Below are 20,316 nucleotides of genomic sequence, written 5' to 3'. Positions count from 1 at the left end.
TAAAAATGCAAGTAAAAATCAGCCGTTTCTTTACACGGCTGATTTTACGAAAACAAAATATACAATTGTAGTGAATAAACTGAATAGTGCACTGCACAGGCACCTTCTAAGATGAACCTAAATGTCACGAGTTTCATAGTAATGAGCAAAGGAAACATTCCTTTGGTCCATTCTGTGAATCTACTATGTTATAGTTAATTATAATATTCTTTTTTATCAAAATTTGTCATAATTCGGGGGAAATTATATGAGAAAACTAGTGAAAACATTTTTCCTAACTATATTATTCTTTTCAATAACGGTTGGTATTGTAGCCTGTCCTTCTCCAGCTGACGCGGCGGTCACCTCCTTCAAAGATGTACCGACAAACTTGGATCATCATGAAGCGATTGTGAACCTCGCGGAAAGAGGCATTGTCCAAGGGTATAAAGATGGCACTTTCCGGCCGGACGAAACGTTGACACGCGCCCATGCTTCCAAAATCCTTGCGCTCTCGCTCAACTTGGAAACAACGAATGTCAAAGATCCGGGCTTCAAGGATGTGAATAAAAACCAATGGTATTACGGCTATGTCGCTGCTCTCGCGAATGCCGGGTACATCTCCGGTTTCGAGGACGGCACTTTCCGACCGAATGCGCCGATGACACGGGCACAAGCAGCGAAAATCATCGACTTGAGCTATACACTTCCATTGGAAGCGAAAGCAGATAACCCGTTCAAGGACGTCAGCAATTCCGCATGGTATGTCGACCATATTCGCACGCTTGTTGAAAACAACGTGACGAAAGGCAAAACGGCAACTACGTTTGAACCGAAATCGAATGTCACTCGAGCGCAAATGGCTTCATTCGTCGTACGAGCTGAAAACTTGCATAAAATCGCTATGATCGCCGAAGAGACAAAAGCGAAAATCCACGCTATTGTCCTTGAAAATACCGCCATTGAAAAAGACGGGAAAAAATTGTCGCATGCCTCTTATTATCCAAAAACCGACACATTGACGATTACGGCTTATAATCTTGAAGAGGGGATCAAATCTGTCCAAGGCCTTAGCTTCTTTTCCGACAAGCTCCTTGCCCTCGGCGTTTCTCACATCCGCATCGAGGATGGCGCCCTCATCAATGTCGTCGAAAACCGAACAGCCGCCAAACAACAACTCCAAAACGCTATGGTTGATTTTCTTAAAGCACCGAGCGACACAACAGACGGAGATTTGGTGGCAAACGACATCAAAGTTACACTATTCGGCCAAACCGAAGGCATCAAATTCTGGGAGTACTTCAATGTCAATCTGCGTGTGTTTACGGGCTATTGAATAGCTTTTCCACTTGCCGAAAAGTCTCGTTTTGGTGATAACCTATCATATTCGATAGATAACTTTTCGTATTCAAGAGATAACTTGCTGGATTCGATAGATAAATCGGAGAATTCAATAGATAACTCTACGTCTATGCTGGACGCACATAAAAAGGACCTTTCCATTCGGATTAGGTCCTTTTCCATCGGTTTTCTTACACCCTATTCGCCACAACCTCTTCATTAATCACCGCTTCCGGCGTTTCACCCTTCAACGCCGCAATCAAATCGCGACAAGCCATCTTTTCCATATTCGAACGGGTTTCGGCGGTTGCCGAGCCGATATGCGGGAGAGTGACGAGATTCGGGATATCGAGGAACGGGTGGTCCTTGGCAATCGGTTCCTGTACATAAACGTCCAATCCAGCTGCAAGGATTTCTCCTTCTTTCAAGGCAGCTGCCAAATCGTCTTCGTTCACTAACCCGCCTCTTGATCCATTAATAAAAATAGCGCTTTTCTTCATGAGTTCAAACTCACGTCGGCTCATCATGCCAACGGTTTCCGGGGTTTGCGGAGCCATCAGGCATACGAAATCAGCTTGTTGTAATAGGTCGTCCATTTCCAAGTAAGTTGCCCCGAGCTCTTTTTCCGCCACCGGATTCCTTGAACGGTTGTGATAAAGGATTTCCATTCCAAACCCGAAATGTCCACGCCTCGCGATCGCCTGCCCGATTTTCCCCAGTCCGATAATACCGAGCTTTTTCCCGTGAACATCAACACCGAACAGAGAAGGATGTAATCGTGTATCCCAATGTCCTTCTTTCACGTACTTGTCGAGTTCGGGAATTCTTCGCGCTGTTGCAATCAATAGTCCAAAAATGGCATCAGCTGTCGTTTCAGTCAGGACGTCCGGCGTGTTCGTCGCCAAAATTCCCCGCTTCGTCAGTTCCGTAATGTCAAGATTGTCATAGCCTACCGAAATGTTGGAGACGACTTTTAAAAGAGGGGCTTGGTCAAGAAGTTGAGCGTCCACTTCCAGCCCTCTGCCAATGAGCCCCGTCGCTGTGGAAAGCGCCTCCCTGAATTCCGGACTATCCTGTCTCGCTGTCACCACAGTGAACTGTTCTGCTAGCTCGCTTATTCTTTCTTCAGGAAGCGGACTGTAAATCAACACTTTTTCACTCATGTAACCACTCCTCTAGCACAATTAGTTTCCGATCGTCACTTTATCCGACTTCAATCGGCCGATAATTTGCTCGGTCACCTCAGCTGTCGTATGCTTGCCTCCAATGTCCGGAGTCAGGAAGCCATCGTTCGTCACAGCTTCAATCGTATTCAACAGTTCCTGACCAAGCTCCTCTTCCCCGAAATGGTCCAACATCATTTTAGCGGTCCAGATTTGCCCGATCGGATTCGAGATTCCCTTCCCTACGATGTCAGGAGCAGAACCATGCACCGGTTCGAACATCGAAGGATATTTTCCATTCACATTGATATTTGCTGCAGGCGCGATGCCGATGCTGCCCATGATTGCCGCGCCCAAGTCCGTCAAGATATCTCCAAATAGATTGCTTGCAACGATGACATCAAATTGTTCCGGACGGGTAATGAAGAATGCAGAGAGTGCATCGATATGCTGTGAATCCGTTCGGATCTCCGGATAATCCTTTGCGACTTCCTTGAATACTTCATCCCAGAACGGCATGGAATGGAAGATTCCATTCGATTTCGTTGCACTTGTTACATGCTTTCTCCGCTTTGCCGCCAGTTCAAATGCAAATCGCATCGCCCGCTCCGTACCCTTTCGTGAGAAGATCGCATTCTGGATTGCAATTTCGTCCTCGCCTTGATGGATTCTTCCACCGACCGAGCTATATTCCCCTTCGCTATTTTCACGCACAACCATGATGTCGAAATCTTTCGGATTAACTAAAGGAGAATGGACGCCTTTTACGAATTTTGCTGGTCGGAGATTAATGACTTGCTCAAATTCGCGACGGATTTTAATTAACAGCCCCCAAAGGGAAATATGATCAGGAACAAGTGTTGCATCTCCTACGGCTCCTAGAAAAATCGCGTCAAAGTTTTTCAATTTATCAAGACCGTCCGCATCCATCATGACCCCATGCTCTAAATAATAATTACAGCTATAAGGAAACTCTTCGAATTCGAATTTTAATCCCCCATGCACATCCGCAATCGTGTGAAGCACGTCAATAGCTGCTGGCACGACTTCCCTGCCAATTCCATCCCCTGGTATTGAAGCGATTTTGTAATTCCTCATTTCCATTCCTCCTTTTCATATTTCACACAACAATTAATCCACTATTCCAACAATTCATCCGACAATGATTCCATTAAATCAAAACAACCCAATCCATCTCCACCACGTCGAAGCAACCAATACCGTAGCCACGATCGTAATGACTGTTGCATAAAAACCAGGTTTCAAGTAGTCATTCTGTGTAAGCATTCCAGTACTATGCGCTATCACATTCGGCATCGTTTCTACAACAAGAATGAACCCGAAAAGACAGGTCAGTCCAGTCGTGAAGCCGATAATCATTGGATCCACCCCAGCATTTGTCGCCACACTGATCATGATTGGCACCAATGTAACAACTGCAGTACCCACATTCGATATCAGTTTATGAAATATCTGGGCGATAAAAATAACAACAATGATTGCGAGCAATGGATTTTGTAAAAGTTCCACAAACCAGTTCACACGTAGATAATGACTAATTGTCTGCGTAGCGCCCGAATCAACAAACGAATAGCCTAACGACAACGTGATACTTAATAGCAATATCGTATTGTAATTGATTTTCACGATGGATTCCCAAGCCGCAACACCAATTTTGGGAAGCGTCATGAGAACAACTCCGATGAGAGCAGTTATGCTCGGATGCATGCCATGTAACGGCTCTGTCAGCCATAACCCTACGATGACAAACAAGATGAGCAAACAGCGTGCCTCTTGTTTATTCATAGGGCCGATTTCCTTCAATCTCGCTTCCATCTCTTTTCGAATTAACGGGTAATGCTGCTGTTCTTCGGCTAATGGAAAGAGTTTCAGCAACATGTACCAGATGGAAGGGATGAGGATGAGCCACAATGGAAAAGTATAATAGAACCATTCGAAATACGTAATGTTCATACCGGCAAAACGATTTAACAGCTCTACCGTTAAAATGTTCCCGATTGCCGCGGTCATCACGGCTGTTCCGCTAATATTTCCGCCATAAGCAACGCCTAACATGATCATCTTCCGTAGATTACTTCCGGGTTTGGCGTCAATCGTTTCAATGATCATCGACGAAACCGGTAACATCAATGCGGAACGGACAGCTGTCGCCGGAATGAAAAAAGCTTGAATCTGCTGGATAATGATGATGCTTCCTAGCAATCCCTTTGAACTGCCCCCCCACCTTCTCAACACTTCATAGGTCATTCTCTTAATAAGCGTCGTCTCATTAACAGCCGCCGCCAACATCATCCCACCTACAATGAGAAATGTCGCAGGCGATGCGAAGCCGCTAAAGATGACGGATGGCTCAGCCACCTTAAAGAGCACCATGAGCAACAGCAAAATTAAAGCTGTGAGCCCTATCGGAATCGGTTCCAATGCCCATAAAACAATTCCGAAAATAATAATGCTCATCATCAGCTTTGCAGTAACGGAAAACGTATCGGGTAATAAGAAAAACATACCGAAGAAACCGATTATCGCTAAAGCGACATACAACATCATCGTTACGTCCTTTGATTTAACCATTTTCAAGCCCTCAACCTTTCCACCTACAAAACCTTTAGTTGGCGAAGCAGACCCACCCCGCAAAATGGTTCGTCCTGAAGAAGTTTGCGATTCTACCAAAACCCGCCTCATCAAGCAATCTACGGATCTCTTGCTCTGGAATTGACGACTCCGTTAACGTGCCTTTCATGAGCTCTTTGACTTTTTCTTCCGGCAAGCTTGTCGTATCCAGCCAATAAGCTTTCCACAAAGAAACGAGCATTTGGAACTCGGGATCATCTGGATCACCGCATTTGCTGACGAGCACAAACGGGGCGCCAGGTTTCAAATGCGATCGCACTTTTTTCAATAACGCCAGTTTTTCCTCGAGGTTTGGAATAAAATGAAGGACTAAAATACATGTTGCACCATCAAATGTCCTTTCCTCCTGTACGTCGGATACGGTTCCATGAATCATTTCCACGCGATTACCAATTCCAAGTTCTTCACACTTGAGTTTCGCTACTTCAAGCATGGAGGCGGACGGATCTACAACGGTAAATGTCCAACCGGGATTCGTCGGTCCAAACGCTTTCAGTTCATTCCCCCCGCCTCCTCCAACGATAAGGAGAGAAGCGTCCTCTTTCAGAGTCATACGTAAAAACGTCTGTGAAAGCCGCATCATCGGATCATACGTAGGAAGAGTCCGCCTTACTCCTCTGTCATATTCAGTTGCAATCTTTGAATCAAATTCCATCTTTTTAGCCACCTGATCCACCCCTATCTAGTGGTGCGACAATTTAGTCTCGGTCGTTTTTCATCATATGGATTAAATTATCTCTCGTTCGCAATATATGCTTTTCGGTCACCTTTCTAAGTTCCTCGCCATTTCCTTGCCTTGCATATTGCAACATTTGAAAATGTTCTTTGCGACCTTCATCGATCGTATTAGCAAGCAGGCTTGGCGTTAAAGAAGGAATGCCTTTCCAAAGCGTGTCGATAAATCCTTTAATTCTTCTCCAAGAACAGCCTCCCATTAAGACATGATGGAATTTTTCATTGAGATCCATATATTCCTCAATGTCTTCATCGTCACCTTGTAAGCCCGACATTTTCACATGCAATTCTTCTAATTCCTCAAAATCTTCATCTGTTAAAAATTCATAGGATTGGACTACCGCTTCGCCTTCCAATAAAGCCCGTAACCGATAAATTTCCTCAATATCTTCTATTGAAATAGGTGTGACGATGGCACCTCTTCGCGGCTCAATCCGAACGAGCCCCTCAATTTCCAATTGGCGCAACGCTTCCCTGAGTGGCATTCTGCTTACCCCTAATTTCTTTGCCCATTCTTCTTGCACCAATCGTTCCCCCATCTTAAATTCACCTTTTAAAATGAGTTCCCGTAATTTCCTCGTCACTTTAAATTGCAACGTCATGCGATCCTGATCAGACAGTCTGTAATTATTCATCTTCTTCCTCGTTTCATTTTGACTTATTGAAAGAACGCCTTTCATTTACACAAAAATGTAAGATGACCGACGCCCACCACCATTTTATGGTTCTTTTATCCAATAGTCAAAAGTAGTTCAAACAAATCAGATTTTGCTTCAAAGCCAATTCCAGGAATATCAGGCAGTTTTACATACCCGTCTTCAACCGCGTACTGATCTGCGAAACCTCCAAACGGTTCAAAGACGCCTGGGTAGGATTCATTGCCATGAAGCGCTAGTCCAGCAGCTATATTCAGTGACATTTGGTGCCCTCCGTGAGGGATGCATCGCCTTGATGACCATCCAAACTCTTTCAGCATATCAAGAATTCGCAAATACTCGACCAAGCCATAGCTCAGCGCACAATCGAATTGAAGGAAGTCCTTTTCACGGTTCATGCCCCCATAACGGATCAAGTTCGTTGCATCTTGTAATGAGAAAAGATTTTCGCCTGTTGCGATAGCATGCGGATAACGTTTGGACAATTCAGACTGTAAATAGTAATCAAGCGGATCTCCCGCTTCCTCATACCAAATGAGCTCATAGTCTTTAATGTTATCGCCAAATTCAATGGCGTAGTCCAAGTCAAATCGCCCGTTGGCATCTACCATGAGCCCGCTTCCTTTCGGCAAGATGTCAAGAACTGCCTCAATCCGTTGCAAATCCTCTTTTAATGTAGCGCCGCCTACTTTCATTTTGACGTCTCTGTATCCTAAATCTAAATATCGTTTCATCTCATCTTGAAGTTCTGTCAGGCCTTTACCCGGGTAGTAGTACCCGCCTGCCGCATACACATATACTTTTTCATCCACTTCGCCATTTCCGTAGTCATCTGCGAGCAATCGATATAATGGTTTTCCTTCGATTTTGGCAACCGCATCCCAAATTGCCATATCGAGGACGCCAACCGCGACGGTCCGTTCACCATGACCGCCTGGTTTTTCATTCGACATGAGGATCGCATGGATTTTATGCGGATCAAAATTAGTCCCTTCCTCATTCACAATGTCTTTCGGATCGGCTTCCAGCAATCTCGGGATAAATCTTTCGTTCAGCAATGAAGTCGGTGCATAGCGCCCATTGGAATTAAACCCGTACCCGACGACCGGCTTTCCATCCTTGATCACGTCAGTCGTAATCGCAAGAGCGGAAGCGGTCATTTTACTAAAATCAATATATGCATTACGAATCGGACTACTGATCGGAACTGTCTTTACATCAATTTTAGTGATTTTCATCGTTTCGACTCCTATTTTTTATTAATCCAACTTATGAAGAAATAACGTTCGCCGTATCCTGAACACCATTGATTTCGACTTCAACTTTATTTTCGATATGCTTGACGATCATCGTATGATCCGCGAATTTTTCCTTCTGCGCTTGCTTCCATACTTGAAGATTCGCAGCAGCAATATCGAGCGAAACGTTCTCGGATTCCGCTATTTGGTTCGCAATCGTTAAATCTTTCACCATTAAGTCAAGAGAGAATCCGGAATCAAACTTCCGGTTCAAAATTTGACCGGGAAACTTCACTTCACTGGAAGCACTTCTTCCCGTGCTTGTATTAATGACCGAAAGCATTTTGTTTGGGTCCAAGCCCAGCTTCACGCCGAGCGCGATCGCTTCCCCTGTTACCGCAAGGGTCGTTGCGGATACCATGTTGTTCAATGCTTTGATCGTATGTCCCGCTCCGATCGCTCCGACATGCATCACATTTTCGCCGATCTTACGTAATAACGGTTCGACTTCTTCAAAATCGACTTCTTCGCCGCCTACCATGATCGTCAACGTGCCGTTCCTCGCTTTGCTGACACCTCCGCTGACAGGCGCATCGATCATTCGCAAACCTTTGCTCGTTAAGATCGCATGCAATTCTTTCGTTGAAGAGGGCTCGGATGTCGACATTTCAATCAGTAGACTCGTTGGTGACATCCCTTCCGCCAAGCCATCCTCCCCCAAGACGGTCTCTGTTACGATAGCGGCATTCGGTAAAAGGGTAATGACATACGGATAATTGCTTGCCAACTGCGCAGGCGTCCGTTCAGCGACAGCTCCTGCAGCAACCATTTCGTTCATTGCTTGTTCATTAATATCGTAAACGCCGACCTCGACGCCAGCTTCCAGAAATCGTTGGGTAATCCTGCTTCCCATATTCCCTAGACCTATTACGCCTATTTTCAATAGAGTCACCCCTTGCTTGATATCGCTACTTGCCTTGCCTGAACTTCGCGACACTGTCCGTGTAGACATCTCCGCCATATATATCGTTAATCACCACGACAGGAAAGTTCTCAATCTCCAATTTGCGAATCGCTTCCGTCCCTAAATCTTCATAAGCAATGACTTCTGAAGACTTGATGGAACGCGAAATCAAAGCCGCAGCCCCTCCAACCGCACCGAAATAGACGGCCTCATTGTCGATGATGGCTTGCTTCACCGTTTCACTTCGATGCCCTTTCCCAATCATCCCTTTCAGGCCTTTTTCCAAAAGCTCCGGCGTATATAAATCCATTCGTTCACTCGTCGTCGGACCGGCGGAACCGATCACTTGCCCGGGCTTCGCAGGAGTGGGGCCTACATAATAGATGACTTGGCCTGTCAGTTCGATTGGCAGCGATTTTCCTTCTTTGATGGACTCCGCCATCCGTTTATGCGCCGCATCTCTCGCGGTATAAACAGTGCCGGATAATAAAACACGGTCACCCGCCCGCAAAGTCCTTACATGCTCTTCCGTCAAGGGAAGCTGTATATTTATCGTCATACCGACGCCCCCAGTTGAACCGTCTGATGCCGGCTAGCATGGCAATTCAAGTTCACCGCTACCGGAAGTGCTGCGATATGACATGCTTCCGATTCAATTTTCACATCCAACGCCGTGGTACTGCCGCCCATTCCTTGAGGACCAATCCCTAAGCGATTAATCTGTTGAATGAGCTCCTCTTCCAGATCCGCAATCTCTTTACTCGAATGGCGGACACCAATCGGTCGGAATAAAGACTTCTTCGCTAAATAGGCGCACCTTTCAAAATTCCCTCCGATGCCAACACCGACAACTAACGGCGGGCATGCATTCGGACCGGCTACTCTCACAACATCGAGCACATAATCTTTGATCCCTTGCAATCCATCGGAAGGCTTCAGCATTTTCAAGCTGCTCATATTTTCTGCACCGCCGCCTTTTGCCGTCATATGAAGCGTCAACTGACTCCCTTCCACGAGCTCAATATGAATGACAGCCGGGGTGTTGTCTCCGGTATTTTTACGATTGAGAGGATCATAGATCATGGAGCTTCTTAAATAACCGGCGCGATAGCCTTTTGCCACGCCTTCATTAATTGCTTCTATTAAACTACCGCCTGTTATTCGACAATCTTGGCCCAGCTCAACGATGAAGACAGCCGTTCCGGTGTCTTGGCACATCGGAACTTGGTCGCGACGGGCGATATCGGCGTTTTCAACCAATTGGGAGAGAATTTCTATTCCGGTCTCGGACTTCTCCGTCTGTAAAGCCTTTTTGAATGCCGTGTAGACATCTTCCCCTAAATCGAAATTCGCCTTCTGGCACATTAATTCGACATGTTGGACGATCTCTTCATACGTGATTTCCTTCATTCATATACCCCTCCGTCCGCCGCCTACCGTCAACTGGCGATGTAAAACGTACCTAGCGCTTTCGCGACAATATCCCCTTCGGAATCCTCAATGGTGCATTCGGCTACAATTGTCGTCTTCCCCCATCGAATAATCGTTGGAATTGCGATCAATTGAGCGCCTGCTCCTTTTTTAATGAAATTCATTTTCATTTCCAACGTGAATACTTTTTGGTCTTCTGAAAGTCTTCTTAGAATCATAAAACCGATCGCCACATCGGCTAATGTATAGAGGGATCCCCCTTGCGCAACGCCATACGTATTGACGTTATGCGGTCCGAGGGTCATTTCGACTTGATCCTCTTCCAATTTCTTGAGACCTGTCAGCCTTCCATATAGATGCATCGGTGCTTTATCGCGTTGGGGTGCTTCAATTAATTCCTTATACGTGGATAGTAAGTAGTCGACTTCCTCTAATTGCTTGAGTGACAATCCATCCAGTTTGCTTGCAATTTTCATCTTGGATTGTTCTATGTTGTTCGTAGTCTCAGTCTCCATTCATAAACTCTCTTTCTATATATATTGGACATTCGTATTCAGCTCAGCCATCAGATCAGCGACATTATCGATTGATTCAATCGATAAAACGCGATCCGCAAACGCTTGACGTTTCTCCTCCGTCAAACTTGTTGCTAGCTTGACGAATTTGGCGCGTATATCCTCTAAAGTGACTGGGTTTTCCGGATCGCCTTTAGGGAAATCGGTCTGTTTTGCAATCGTTTGTCCTCTCTTCAGCACAACGGTCACTTTCGCTCCCCATTCTTTCGGATAGGCAGCATTAATTTCAGGATCCAATTGTACACGCACCTTCTGCATCACGTCCCGAATGGTTGCGTCCCACAGATTCGCACCGCCGAAATCGTCTAACCCTGCACTCCTCTTGACGATTGCCAAAGCCGTGCAATATTGAACGCTGAACTTCGAGGCATACTCCGTTTGAGGGTCATTGTTATCTGTTATATCGAGCGTCGCTTGATACGCCCCAATATCGATATGATCAATATCATCAAGATCAAATTGGTTCTCATTCGCAATTTCGATCGCCAAGTCAATGACAGCATGCGTATGCCGGCATGATGCGTGCACTTTGAATGAATTCTCGAGGATTTTGAATTCATTTCCTAGATTTCTAGTGATTTTGCTTTCATCATGAACTTCGCTCATTGCATTGAAAAAGCCTCTATTTCCTTCCAATATCTTTTTGGCGCCAGTAAACCCTTTTTCAGCCAACAGACTCGCTAGTAATCCATTCATCGCAGCCTTCCCCGTGTGAAGCTGCTTCGTCATGGCTCCATCCTCGATGAACTCCCATAGGCCAGCCGCCTGGGAGCCTGCATTTCCGAGAGCATTAATGAACGCATCTTCATTCAACTTCAGCAATTTTGCTGCAGCGACGGCAGAACCGAATGTGCCGCATGTCGCTGTATTATGCCAATAGTAATAATGCGAAGGGGAAACCGCCTCGCCAATTCGAAAGCTAAATTCGTAGCCGAGAACGATCGCCAAAATTAAATCCTTTCCGCTCAGCTCTTTCCATTCCGCCACTGCCAAAGCTCCAGGTATGACGACGGTTGCAGCATGGATGATCGAGGACTTGTGAATATCGTCCAATTCCACGACATGACTCGAAGCCCCGTTCACTAGGCATGCGTTCAAGACAGATGATTTGCCCCCTGTTATGAGTGTCGCCTGGGGATTCCCGCCAAACTCGGCAACTGCTTCGCTGATCATTTGGATCGGAGCTTTCGATATACCTGCAAGTGCGGATCCAAAATAGTCTAGTAGACAGAGCTTTGTAAAAGAAATTACTTCTTCCGGCAAATCTTCATAGGTCAATTGTGAATAAAACCTTGCCAACTCTTCACTCAAACTCACTTGCCATCCCTCATTTCCAGTAAATTAAAACGATCTCGGCATCCCCAGTACATGCTGCCCGACAAAACTGACAACTAAGTTGTTAGAGATTGGCGCAATCATGAACAAGCGGGCTTCCCTGAATTTCCGTTCAATATGGTACTCTGTCGCAAAACCGTATCCACCGTAAGCATCCATTGCAGCATTGGCAGCTTTCCAAGCGGCTTCGGATGCCAAATATTTAGCCATATTCGCTTCCGCGCCGCCTTTCTCACCCGCATCAAACATCGCTGCAGCCTTATCCCTCATCAATTTTGCTGCTTCAATGTCCATGTATGCTTTCGCGATCGGGAACTGCACCCCTTGGTTCTGGCCGATCGGGCGATCAAACACAACACGTTCGTTCGTATATTGAACGGCCTTATCGACGAAGTAATAGCCATCTCCAATGCTTTCCGACGCAATCAAAATACGTTCGGCATTCATGCCGCTTAATACATAGCGGAAGCCCTTGCCTTCTTCACCGATCAGATTTTCAACAGGGATTTCAACGTTTTCCAAGAAAACTTCGGTCGTTGCATGATTGATCATCGTATCGATTTCACGGATCGTAATATTGTCCTTCTGATCATTCATATCCAAGAGGAACAAACTCAGGCCATCCGTCTTTTTCTCCACTTGCTCTTTCGGCGTTGTCCGAGCCAACAGCAACATCAAGTCCGAATACATCGTCCGAGAAATCCAGATCTTCTGCCCGTTCACAATGTACTTATCACCTTTTTTGACTGCCGTTGTCGTAATGCTTGTCGTATCACTGCCTGCAGTCGGCTCCGTAATTCCGAATGCTTGGAGACGCAATTCACCGGACGCAATCTTCTTCAGGTAACGGTTTTTCTGCTCCTCGCTACCATGATTCAGCAGCGCACCCATCGTATACATTTGGGCATGACCCGCTCCCGCATTTCCGCCCGACCGGTTGATCTCCTCCAAAATGACACTCGCTTCCAACATGCCGAGTCCAGCTCCGCCATATTCTTCAGGAATCAATACTGAAAGCCATCCTTCATCGGTCAACGCTTTAATGAATTCCTCAGGGTATTCCTTGTTTTTATCAAGCTTCGCCCAGTAATCTTCCGGAAACTTGCTGCATAACGCGCGTATGCTTTTTCGGATTAACTCAATTTCGTCTGCAGAGCTTTTCGTAGTGACCATATGACACACTCTCCCATTCCGTTTTGTTAAATTCCGCGCCAGTTCGGTTTTCGTTTTTCATTAAAAGCAAGTACGCCCTCTTTCCGATCTTCTGAGTTTGCACATTTGTAGTACTGGTCCAATTCAATTGACAGAGCGGTATGGAGATCGGTTTGAAGCCCTCTGTCAATTGCCTTTTTGATCGCCTGAAGAGATAGAGGCGCATTTCTCGCGATTTCACGGGCAGCCTTCATCGTTTCTTCAAGTAACGTCTCGCTTGAAAACACATCATTCACGAGGCCCATTTCAGCTGCCCGTTTTGCTGGTATATGACTTCCCTTGAATAAAAATTCCTTTGCCAACGCTACAGGTACCGCTCTCGGAAGAAGCTGGGTTCCCCCGACCCCCGGGATAATGCCCAAAGTCACTTCAGGCAAGCCCATCTTCGCGTGTTCTGCCATATAGCGGAGGTCGCAGCTTAACGCCATCTCCATGCCGCCACCGAGGGCAAAGCCATTGATCGCTGCAATAACGGGGAATGGAAAATTTCGAAGGGTGTCATATGTATCCTCGAAGATGTCGTGCTGCTTTTTCCATTGCTCGTTATCCATTGTTTTTCGTTCTCGTAAATCCGCGCCGGCGCAAAAACTCTTTTGTCCCGCGCCGGTCAACACTAACACTCTCAAATCCTTCTTATCTTTCAACATCGTTAAGCATTCTTTTAGTTCAATAGCCATCAGCGTATTCAAGGCGTTCATCGCTTCAGGCCGATTCAGTTCAAGGATGTACACATGGTCTTCTGCATGTGTTTCATTCAGACTGATCGTTTCCCATTTACTCGTTGTTGCCTGCATGGTGATCCTCCTGTCATTGTTCTGGTCCATTTTGGAATGGGGCTCATTTTTTTCAACAAAGTTTCCTTTAATCACGCAAGGGATCCATTGACTAGATTTCTTGTTTCGACTCTTCCTCCTGAATCACTTCATTCGCAACACGGAAACTGTCGATCGCTGCAGGGACGCCGCAATAGATGGCGGTTTGCAAAAGAACTTCTTTAATCTCATCCTTCGTCACGCCATTGTTCAGCGCGCCTCTCACATGCAACTTCAGCTCATGCGGACGGTTCAGCGCCGTGATCATCGCAAGGTTCAGCATACTTCTTGTCTTTTTCGGCAGCCCGGGCCTCGCCCACACCTCTCCCCAGCAATATTCGGTGACCAATTGCTGCATATCCATGTTAAAATCGGTTGCGTTTGCAATCGATTTGTCTACATATTCCGCTCCTAGCACGCTTCGCCTGATTTCTAACCCTCTATCAAATTTTTCGCTAGTCATGATTTCGCCACCCGTTCTTTTGTAGTTTGGATAACTCCTTTAGACAGGAGTTCATCGATTGTCTCTTGCGAAATACCACTATCTTGCAGTATCGAAATTGTATCTTCTCCTAATAGAGGCGGCGCTTTCCGAATGCCTACAGGCGAACCCGATAATCGAATCGGCAAGCGTGCAAGTTTCATTTCATCGATGAGCGGGTGCTCCACACGCTCTAACATTTGAGTGCTCGCCACTTGTGGGTGCTCTATCATCGATGGAATGTTTCGGATGATCGAACTCGGAACGCCCGCTTGAGCAATTCGCTCAATCCAATAGGAAGCATCTTGGCTGCTAAGAACCTGTTCAATCTCACGAGATAATTGATTTCGATTTTGAACTCTGTCTACATTACGTTTGAATCTCGGATCTTCTATCCACTCTTCTTTGTTCAACGATTTGCAAAGTCTCCCGAACAGCGAGTCGTTTGAGATGCCGATCATAATTTCATCAGTTTTCGTTTTAAAGGCACCATACGGAGCAAAGGAGGCATGGCCCGTTCCCATTTTCACCGGGGCAACGCCTGTCGCCATGTACGAGAGTAAGTGGTACCCCGTCCAGAAGACCCCTGTTTCAAACAGTGACGTCTCCACTTTTTGTCCGATGCCCGTTCGCTCTCGATGAAATAATGCGGAAAGAACCCCAATGGCCCCCCACATTGCACTTCCTTGATCGAGAATGGAAACTGCTGCTCTCGCAGATTCCCCGCCAGCCGGTCCGTTGATGCTCATGATGCCCGTCTCAGCTTGCACAATCGCATCATATCCCGGCTTTTGGCTATCTGGCCCTTGTTGCCCGTAGGCAGTCAATGAACAATAAATCAAACTCGGATTAAGCGCTTTCAACTTTTCATAGCCAAAACCGATTTCCTCGGCCTTTCCGAGTCGGAAGTTCTCAACGAAGACATCACTGTCTTTGACGAAGTTATAAAGTAGCTCTTTTCCTTCCTCGCTCTTCAAATCAATGACAATGGATCGTTTATTCCGATTGATTTGTAGATGATATACGCCTTCGCCTTCCCATAATGGCCCCATCCCCCGGGAATCATCCCCGATGAATGGACGTTCGATTTTAATGATTTCAGCTCCTAAATCGCCCAAAATCATCGTTAAACTAGGTCCCGAAATATTTGTTGTAATATCAATCACTTTTATCCCTTTCAATGGACCATCCATGGCAAGCTCCTCCTTTTGAATAACTACTTGTTGGATTTTGTATCCAATATACAAGTAAAATTACTTTCTACCTCTAGCTAACTCTCTAATCGAAGACACATTTTCCAAATCCAAAAAGCTTTCGATATACGTATCCACCTGCGAATCTTTCAAATCTCTCGCCAACCCTTTGAACTTACGGATAATATCTTCAAGCGTCATCGGGTTTCCTAAACTTCCTTTTGCATGCTGCACCTTATAGACAAAGCGAGTCCCATCACGCAAAAAGGCTTGTGCGACCACTTCTTCTTCCTTCATCGCATCATCGACCACAACACGGATTTTCTTCATCATTTCTTGAATCGCGGGGTCCTTCACATTTTCATCATTATACTGTTTTTCACTCGCATCACCCTTCAAGTAGGACACGGCTGCCGTGAAATAAATACTGAACTTCCCTTCTAATCCTGTTTTCGGATTTTGCTTTCCGGTCAATTCAAGTACATAAGGATTCACTGTTACTTCAATAAACTCAAGGTCTTCTTCGGCGACTTTCTCTTTCAAGTAGATGCAAGCATCGATCGACGGGTGAAGGACAATCCCGCACGCATACGGCTTGAAACTATTTTTCACAAGCTCCCACTCGACGCCCCAATTAACATTCACTTTCGATAAGTCATGTTCCGGAGCAAGCACATTGGCGAAGCCTCTTTTTGCTTCGAGAATCTGTTCAGAACTTGTGAACCCTTTCTCCGCAAGCAATGCAGCCAACAACCCATTTTGGGCGGCTTTTCCTGGATGAAACGGCTTCGTCATCGTTCCAAACACTTCCCGGAGTCCGGACGATTGGGTCCCTGCAATCCCTAGCGCCCACGTCAACCTCTCTTCATCCAATTTGAGTAATAGTCCGGCAGCAATTGCTGCGCCGAACACACCTGTCGTGCTCGTAATATGCCAACCGAGTTGGTAATGGCTTGGATAAACCGCATTCGCGATTCGAAGTTCAGCTTCACAACCTAAAATGAAGGCACGGAGTATTTCCTCCCCGCTCAAATCCAGATGCTCACCTAACGCCAAAACAACCGGCGCAATAGGACCACTCGGATGATGGATCGTATCTAAATGAGTATCATCGTAATCAAAAATATGGGAAGCCGTCCCATTGATCAAGACCCCCATTAGCAGATCCACTTTTTCATCCCGGCCGTACAACGAAACTTGTTCGGCGGACTGCAGCTCCCGCGATACATCGACCATCATATCGATGGAACGATCAGCAGCCGCCCCGATCGTCACCCCAAGCCAATTCAATAGACTAAGTTTCCCGTGCGTCTTGACCTCTTCCGGAATTTCATCAAATGAAGTGTTTAAACAGTTTAAAACGAGCTCTTTTGTAATCAATTCTCCATCCCCCATAGAGAAGCGATTGAAAAGTTGCCCTACGTGCTCAACTTTTCAATCGTTTTTGATCTCCTATTATTTTTTCGAAATTTCTAATGCCGCTTCGATGACATCTTCGCCGATGATATCTTTGTACTCGTCATATATCGGTGCAAGAACCTTACGGAATTCCTCTACTTGTTCAGGAGTAAGTTCGATAATTTCGATTTCGCCGCTTTCCTTTATCTTTTCAAACGCCTTGTCATTTAGATTTTTCGCTTCTGCCCTCGCAACTTTCGTTCCTTCCGCGATTCCGGCTTCCACAAGCTCCCGAGTTGCATCATTCATGCTGTCCCAGAACTTTGTATTCGTAAAGACTGCATAATCGACTCGCGTATGATTCATAACTGTCATATACTTTTGAACCTCGTGGAACTTTTTCGATTCAATGTTGCTGAACGTGTTTTCCTGGCCATCCACAACGCCTTGGTCTAACGCTGTGTACAATTCTCCGAACGGAATGGATTCAGATCCAGCCCCCAATGTCTTATAGATCGACTCCAACAATTGCCCACCTTGCGTCCGGAACTTCAATCCTTTCAAATCTTCAGGTTTTGAAATCGGTCTTTTATCATTGGTCAGATGCTTACCACCGTTAGGCCACATGGAAAGACCTAACACGCCGTCTTTCGTTAAACTACTTAAAATTTCCTGACCTTTTTCCCCATCCCAGAATTCTTCTGCTTGCTCATCATTTGCAAAAAGGAATGGCAAGGATGGCATGTTGAATTGTGGGTTATTTCCAACGAATTTAGATAGGTCAGGCGCGATGAATTGGATATTGTTCGCTACTAAGTTTTGATATTCATCCTGATCTCCGAATAACGAGCTATTCGGGTAGATTTCCACCTTAATCTTTCCGCCAGACTCTTTTTCAATGTATTCCTTCATCGCAAGAGCACCTTGATGTTTCGGCGTGTTCTCAGCTACTACGTGTGAGAATTTGATCGTCATTTTCGTGATGTCATCGCTTCCGCCCTCACCACTCGCATTATCGCTATCCCCACACGCGGATAAAACCAATACCAACATCAGTAGAAACAAGAATAAAGAATACTTCTTCCCCATGTAAATCCTCCTCCCAAAATGTTTGAACTGAAAAGCTGAACGTCCCCGAAAGATTCCCCCCTTTGATTACCTGGGCTTTTGGATACAATTCACAAATAATTTAGCATACAGAAATTATAATGTAAAGAACAATCTAATAAATTAAACTAGAATAAATATTTAGTATTGATATTCTACTTTCCATGTTTTATTATGTATTTTAAGAAACTGTATCCAAAATACATTTCAGAAAAGGAGGTGGCGCATCAGACTCTTTTCGGCTCGGCAATAAACAAATTGGAGGTAAGAGGAATGCAAATATTAGCTAAAATTGAAAACGCTTTCACTTGGATATTTTTCTCAGCTGGTATCGCCATCAGTTTGTACTCTGTTTTTATGCGTTATGTAATGGGCAGTTCGCAAAGCTGGGCAACTGAAATCTATACGATGCTATTGGTGTGGGCAATCTTTATCGGCTTTTCAACCGCATTGAGGGATGACAAGCATATTGCAATCGATATGGTATATGACAAAGCAGGCCCAACCTATAAGAAGATTGCCAATATCGTCACGCTACTCGTCGGCCTTGCCTTCAGTGTCTTCATTATTTGGACAGGAATGGAAATGGTTCTAGCAGCGTACTCACAGCAAATTAAAACAATCGATGTAGGCTTCCCGATTTGGATTAACTATTTAATCATGCCAATCGCAGGGACACTCCTCTTTATTCGTTTTATTGAAAAAGCCCATCGATTTTTTGTTCGAAAAGAAGACGCGACAAGTGAGGTGGATCATAAATGGCAGCAGTAGTCGTTATTTTATTACTTTTTGCGTTAGCCTTTTTACGGGTTCCAATCGCGATAAGTTTGGCTGTTTCAAGCATCGTCGGTCTTGTCATGGTCGACTTCTCGGTAGCGACCGTTATTCAGAAAATGTTCACGGGTGTAAACAGTACGACCTTAATGGCCATTCCGGGTTTCGTATTTGCTGGCCTGATCATGGCTCAAGGCGGGATTTCAAGATATTTGATCGAGTGTATCCAGTCATGGATTGGACATACAAAAGGTGGACTATCCGTCGTAACGGTTGTTACGTGTATGGTTTTCGCGGCCATTTCAGGCTCCAGCCCTGCAACAGCAGCCGCGATTGGAAGCATTATGATTCCGATGATGGTAAAAGCAGGTTATGACAAGAACTATACGATGGGACTAGTTGCAGCTGCAGGTACGCTAGGTATCCTCATTCCACCTTCCATTCCTTTAATTCTCTATGGATCCGTCTCAGAAGAGTCCACTGGGAAATTGTTCACGGCTGGAATTCTACCGGGAATCGTACTCGGAATTGCGCTCATTATTTATGCTGTCATCGTTGCTTATCGAAAAGGTTATGGCGGTATGGAAAAAGTGCCTCTTGCGAAACGTTGGATGCCTACGCTCAAAGCATCTTGGGGACTTATTATGCCAGTGCTCATACTTGGAGCGATCTATACCGGCGTCATCACTCCTACTGAGGCATCGTTTGCAGCCTGTCTTTATGCGTTAGTTGTGTCGATCTTCATTTATCGTGAATTGACATGGGAAAAAATGAAGGGAATCTTAATGGAGTCCGTGAACACGACTTCGATGATTTTCTTGATCATCGCATCCGCTCTTGTACTTGGAATGTTCCTCACAACAGAGCAGATACCACAGGAATTCGCTGCCTGGGTGAGTAATAGCGGCTTCAATAAATGGACATTCCTTATCGTCGTCAGCTTGCTATTCTTTGTACTTGGGATGTTCCTAGAACCGACAGCAATCATCTTGATTACATTACCGATCTTCTTGCCGATTATCGTGGCACTCGACATTAACGTCATCCACTTTGCCATCATTATGGTCGTCAATATGGAATTAGGAATGATAACCCCACCGGTTGGACTGAACTTATTTGTTGTCAGCGGGATAACCGGGGAAAAAGTAGAAAAAGTCATCAAAGGTGTCGTACCGTTTTACGCGATCTTTGTTGTTGTTCTCGTAATAATTATCATCTTCCCGCAGATTTCACTAGCATTGCTTAAATAACTGGAAAGAGATGATTACAA

20 protein-coding genes are annotated in these 20,316 nt (G+C 45.4%); 3 read left to right on the top strand and 17 right to left on the bottom strand.

Annotated features, from left to right (window positions below; translation table 11 throughout):
- Positions 1 to 247 precede the first annotated feature (247 nt).
- Complete coding sequence (locus tag MHZ92_RS08165) at positions 248 to 1,315, top strand: S-layer homology domain-containing protein (protein WP_239431175.1); 1,068 nt, start codon at positions 248 to 250, stop codon at positions 1,313 to 1,315.
- Between the two features lie 196 nt (positions 1,316 to 1,511).
- On the opposite strand, the gene MHZ92_RS08160 is transcribed toward MHZ92_RS08165, so the two are convergent.
- The 17 genes from MHZ92_RS08160 to MHZ92_RS08080 all read right to left on the bottom strand — a co-directional run bounded on the left by MHZ92_RS08160 (position 1,512) and on the right by MHZ92_RS08080 (position 18,254).
- On the bottom strand, positions 1,512 to 2,483 hold the full coding sequence (locus MHZ92_RS08160; protein WP_239431174.1) for a 2-hydroxyacid dehydrogenase: 972 nt from the start codon (positions 2,481 to 2,483) through the stop codon (positions 1,512 to 1,514).
- 21 nt (positions 2,484 to 2,504) lie between these two features.
- Entirely contained in the window at positions 2,505 to 3,581 is a 1,077-nt protein-coding gene (locus tag MHZ92_RS08155; protein WP_239431173.1) for a tartrate dehydrogenase, read from the bottom strand.
- A gap of 78 nt (positions 3,582 to 3,659) precedes the next feature.
- Entirely contained in the window at positions 3,660 to 5,075 is a 1,416-nt protein-coding gene (locus MHZ92_RS08150; protein ID WP_239431172.1) for an SLC13 family permease, read from the bottom strand.
- Between the two features lie 34 nt (positions 5,076 to 5,109).
- Positions 5,110 to 5,802 (bottom strand): class I SAM-dependent methyltransferase, encoded by a 693-nt coding sequence (locus MHZ92_RS08145; RefSeq protein ID WP_239431171.1) that lies wholly within the window; start codon positions 5,800 to 5,802, stop codon positions 5,110 to 5,112.
- Between the two features lie 31 nt (positions 5,803 to 5,833).
- Positions 5,834 to 6,505, bottom strand: coding sequence for a GntR family transcriptional regulator (locus MHZ92_RS08140; RefSeq protein ID WP_239431170.1), 672 nt, complete (start codon positions 6,503 to 6,505; stop codon positions 5,834 to 5,836).
- Between the two features lie 95 nt (positions 6,506 to 6,600).
- Positions 6,601 to 7,764 carry a mandelate racemase/muconate lactonizing enzyme family protein gene (locus tag MHZ92_RS08135; RefSeq protein WP_239431169.1) on the bottom strand — a complete coding sequence of 388 codons (1,164 nt, stop codon included), beginning with the start codon at positions 7,762 to 7,764 and terminating at the stop codon, positions 6,601 to 6,603.
- A 31-nt stretch (positions 7,765 to 7,795) separates the two neighbouring features.
- Positions 7,796 to 8,776 carry an NAD(P)-dependent oxidoreductase gene (locus tag MHZ92_RS08130; RefSeq protein ID WP_255723446.1) on the bottom strand — a complete coding sequence of 327 codons (981 nt, stop codon included), beginning with the start codon at positions 8,774 to 8,776 and terminating at the stop codon, positions 7,796 to 7,798.
- On the bottom strand, positions 8,733 to 9,287 hold the full coding sequence (locus MHZ92_RS08125) for a Fe-S-containing hydro-lyase (protein ID WP_239431167.1): 555 nt from the start codon (positions 9,285 to 9,287) through the stop codon (positions 8,733 to 8,735). Before MHZ92_RS08125 ends, MHZ92_RS08130 begins: the two co-directional genes overlap by 44 nt.
- Complete coding sequence (locus MHZ92_RS08120) at positions 9,284 to 10,138, bottom strand: fumarate hydratase (protein ID WP_239431166.1); 855 nt, start codon at positions 10,136 to 10,138, stop codon at positions 9,284 to 9,286. The genes MHZ92_RS08125 and MHZ92_RS08120 overlap by 4 nt, the downstream gene beginning before the upstream one ends.
- 29 nt (positions 10,139 to 10,167) lie before the next feature.
- Positions 10,168 to 10,674, bottom strand: a complete 507-nt coding sequence (locus MHZ92_RS08115) for a PaaI family thioesterase (RefSeq protein ID WP_239431165.1) — start codon at positions 10,672 to 10,674, stop codon at positions 10,168 to 10,170.
- A gap of 15 nt (positions 10,675 to 10,689) precedes the next feature.
- On the bottom strand, positions 10,690 to 12,051 hold the full coding sequence (locus MHZ92_RS08110) for an MmgE/PrpD family protein (protein WP_239431164.1): 1,362 nt from the start codon (positions 12,049 to 12,051) through the stop codon (positions 10,690 to 10,692).
- A 24-nt stretch (positions 12,052 to 12,075) separates the two neighbouring features.
- Positions 12,076 to 13,242 carry an acyl-CoA dehydrogenase family protein gene (locus MHZ92_RS08105; RefSeq protein ID WP_239431163.1) on the bottom strand — a complete coding sequence of 389 codons (1,167 nt, stop codon included), beginning with the start codon at positions 13,240 to 13,242 and terminating at the stop codon, positions 12,076 to 12,078.
- A 26-nt stretch (positions 13,243 to 13,268) separates the two neighbouring features.
- The gene (locus MHZ92_RS08100) at positions 13,269 to 14,075 is read right to left on the bottom strand and encodes an enoyl-CoA hydratase/isomerase family protein (protein WP_239431162.1); all 807 of its coding nucleotides are present in this window, start codon (positions 14,073 to 14,075) and stop codon (positions 13,269 to 13,271) included.
- 91 nt (positions 14,076 to 14,166) lie between these two features.
- Positions 14,167 to 14,556 (bottom strand): 4-carboxymuconolactone decarboxylase, encoded by a 390-nt coding sequence (gene pcaC / locus MHZ92_RS08095; RefSeq protein WP_239431161.1) that lies wholly within the window; start codon positions 14,554 to 14,556, stop codon positions 14,167 to 14,169.
- Positions 14,553 to 15,767 carry a CaiB/BaiF CoA transferase family protein gene (locus MHZ92_RS08090; RefSeq protein ID WP_239431160.1) on the bottom strand — a complete coding sequence of 405 codons (1,215 nt, stop codon included), beginning with the start codon at positions 15,765 to 15,767 and terminating at the stop codon, positions 14,553 to 14,555. The genes pcaC and MHZ92_RS08090 overlap by 4 nt, the downstream gene beginning before the upstream one ends.
- 60 nt (positions 15,768 to 15,827) lie before the next feature.
- Positions 15,828 to 17,147, bottom strand: coding sequence for an MmgE/PrpD family protein (locus MHZ92_RS08085; RefSeq protein ID WP_239431159.1), 1,320 nt, complete (start codon positions 17,145 to 17,147; stop codon positions 15,828 to 15,830).
- Between the two features lie 75 nt (positions 17,148 to 17,222).
- A complete protein-coding gene (locus MHZ92_RS08080; protein WP_239431158.1) occupies positions 17,223 to 18,254 on the bottom strand; it encodes a DctP family TRAP transporter solute-binding subunit in 1,032 nt (343 codons plus the stop codon).
- A 291-nt stretch (positions 18,255 to 18,545) separates the two neighbouring features.
- Here MHZ92_RS08080 and MHZ92_RS08075 point away from each other — a divergent pair, with 291 nt between their 5' ends.
- Both MHZ92_RS08075 and MHZ92_RS08070 read left to right on the top strand, forming a co-directional pair.
- Positions 18,546 to 19,043 (top strand): TRAP transporter small permease, encoded by a 498-nt coding sequence (locus MHZ92_RS08075; protein WP_239431157.1) that lies wholly within the window; start codon positions 18,546 to 18,548, stop codon positions 19,041 to 19,043.
- Positions 19,031 to 20,296 (top strand): TRAP transporter large permease, encoded by a 1,266-nt coding sequence (locus tag MHZ92_RS08070; protein WP_239431156.1) that lies wholly within the window; start codon positions 19,031 to 19,033, stop codon positions 20,294 to 20,296. Before MHZ92_RS08075 ends, MHZ92_RS08070 begins: the two co-directional genes overlap by 13 nt.
- Positions 20,297 to 20,316: the final 20 nt, after the last annotated feature.

Source organism: Sporosarcina sp. ACRSL (genome assembly GCF_022346605.1).
Classification (GTDB): Bacteria; Bacillota; Bacilli; order Bacillales_A; family Planococcaceae; genus Sporosarcina.
This window is presented reverse-complemented; position numbering and strand designations above follow the sequence as displayed.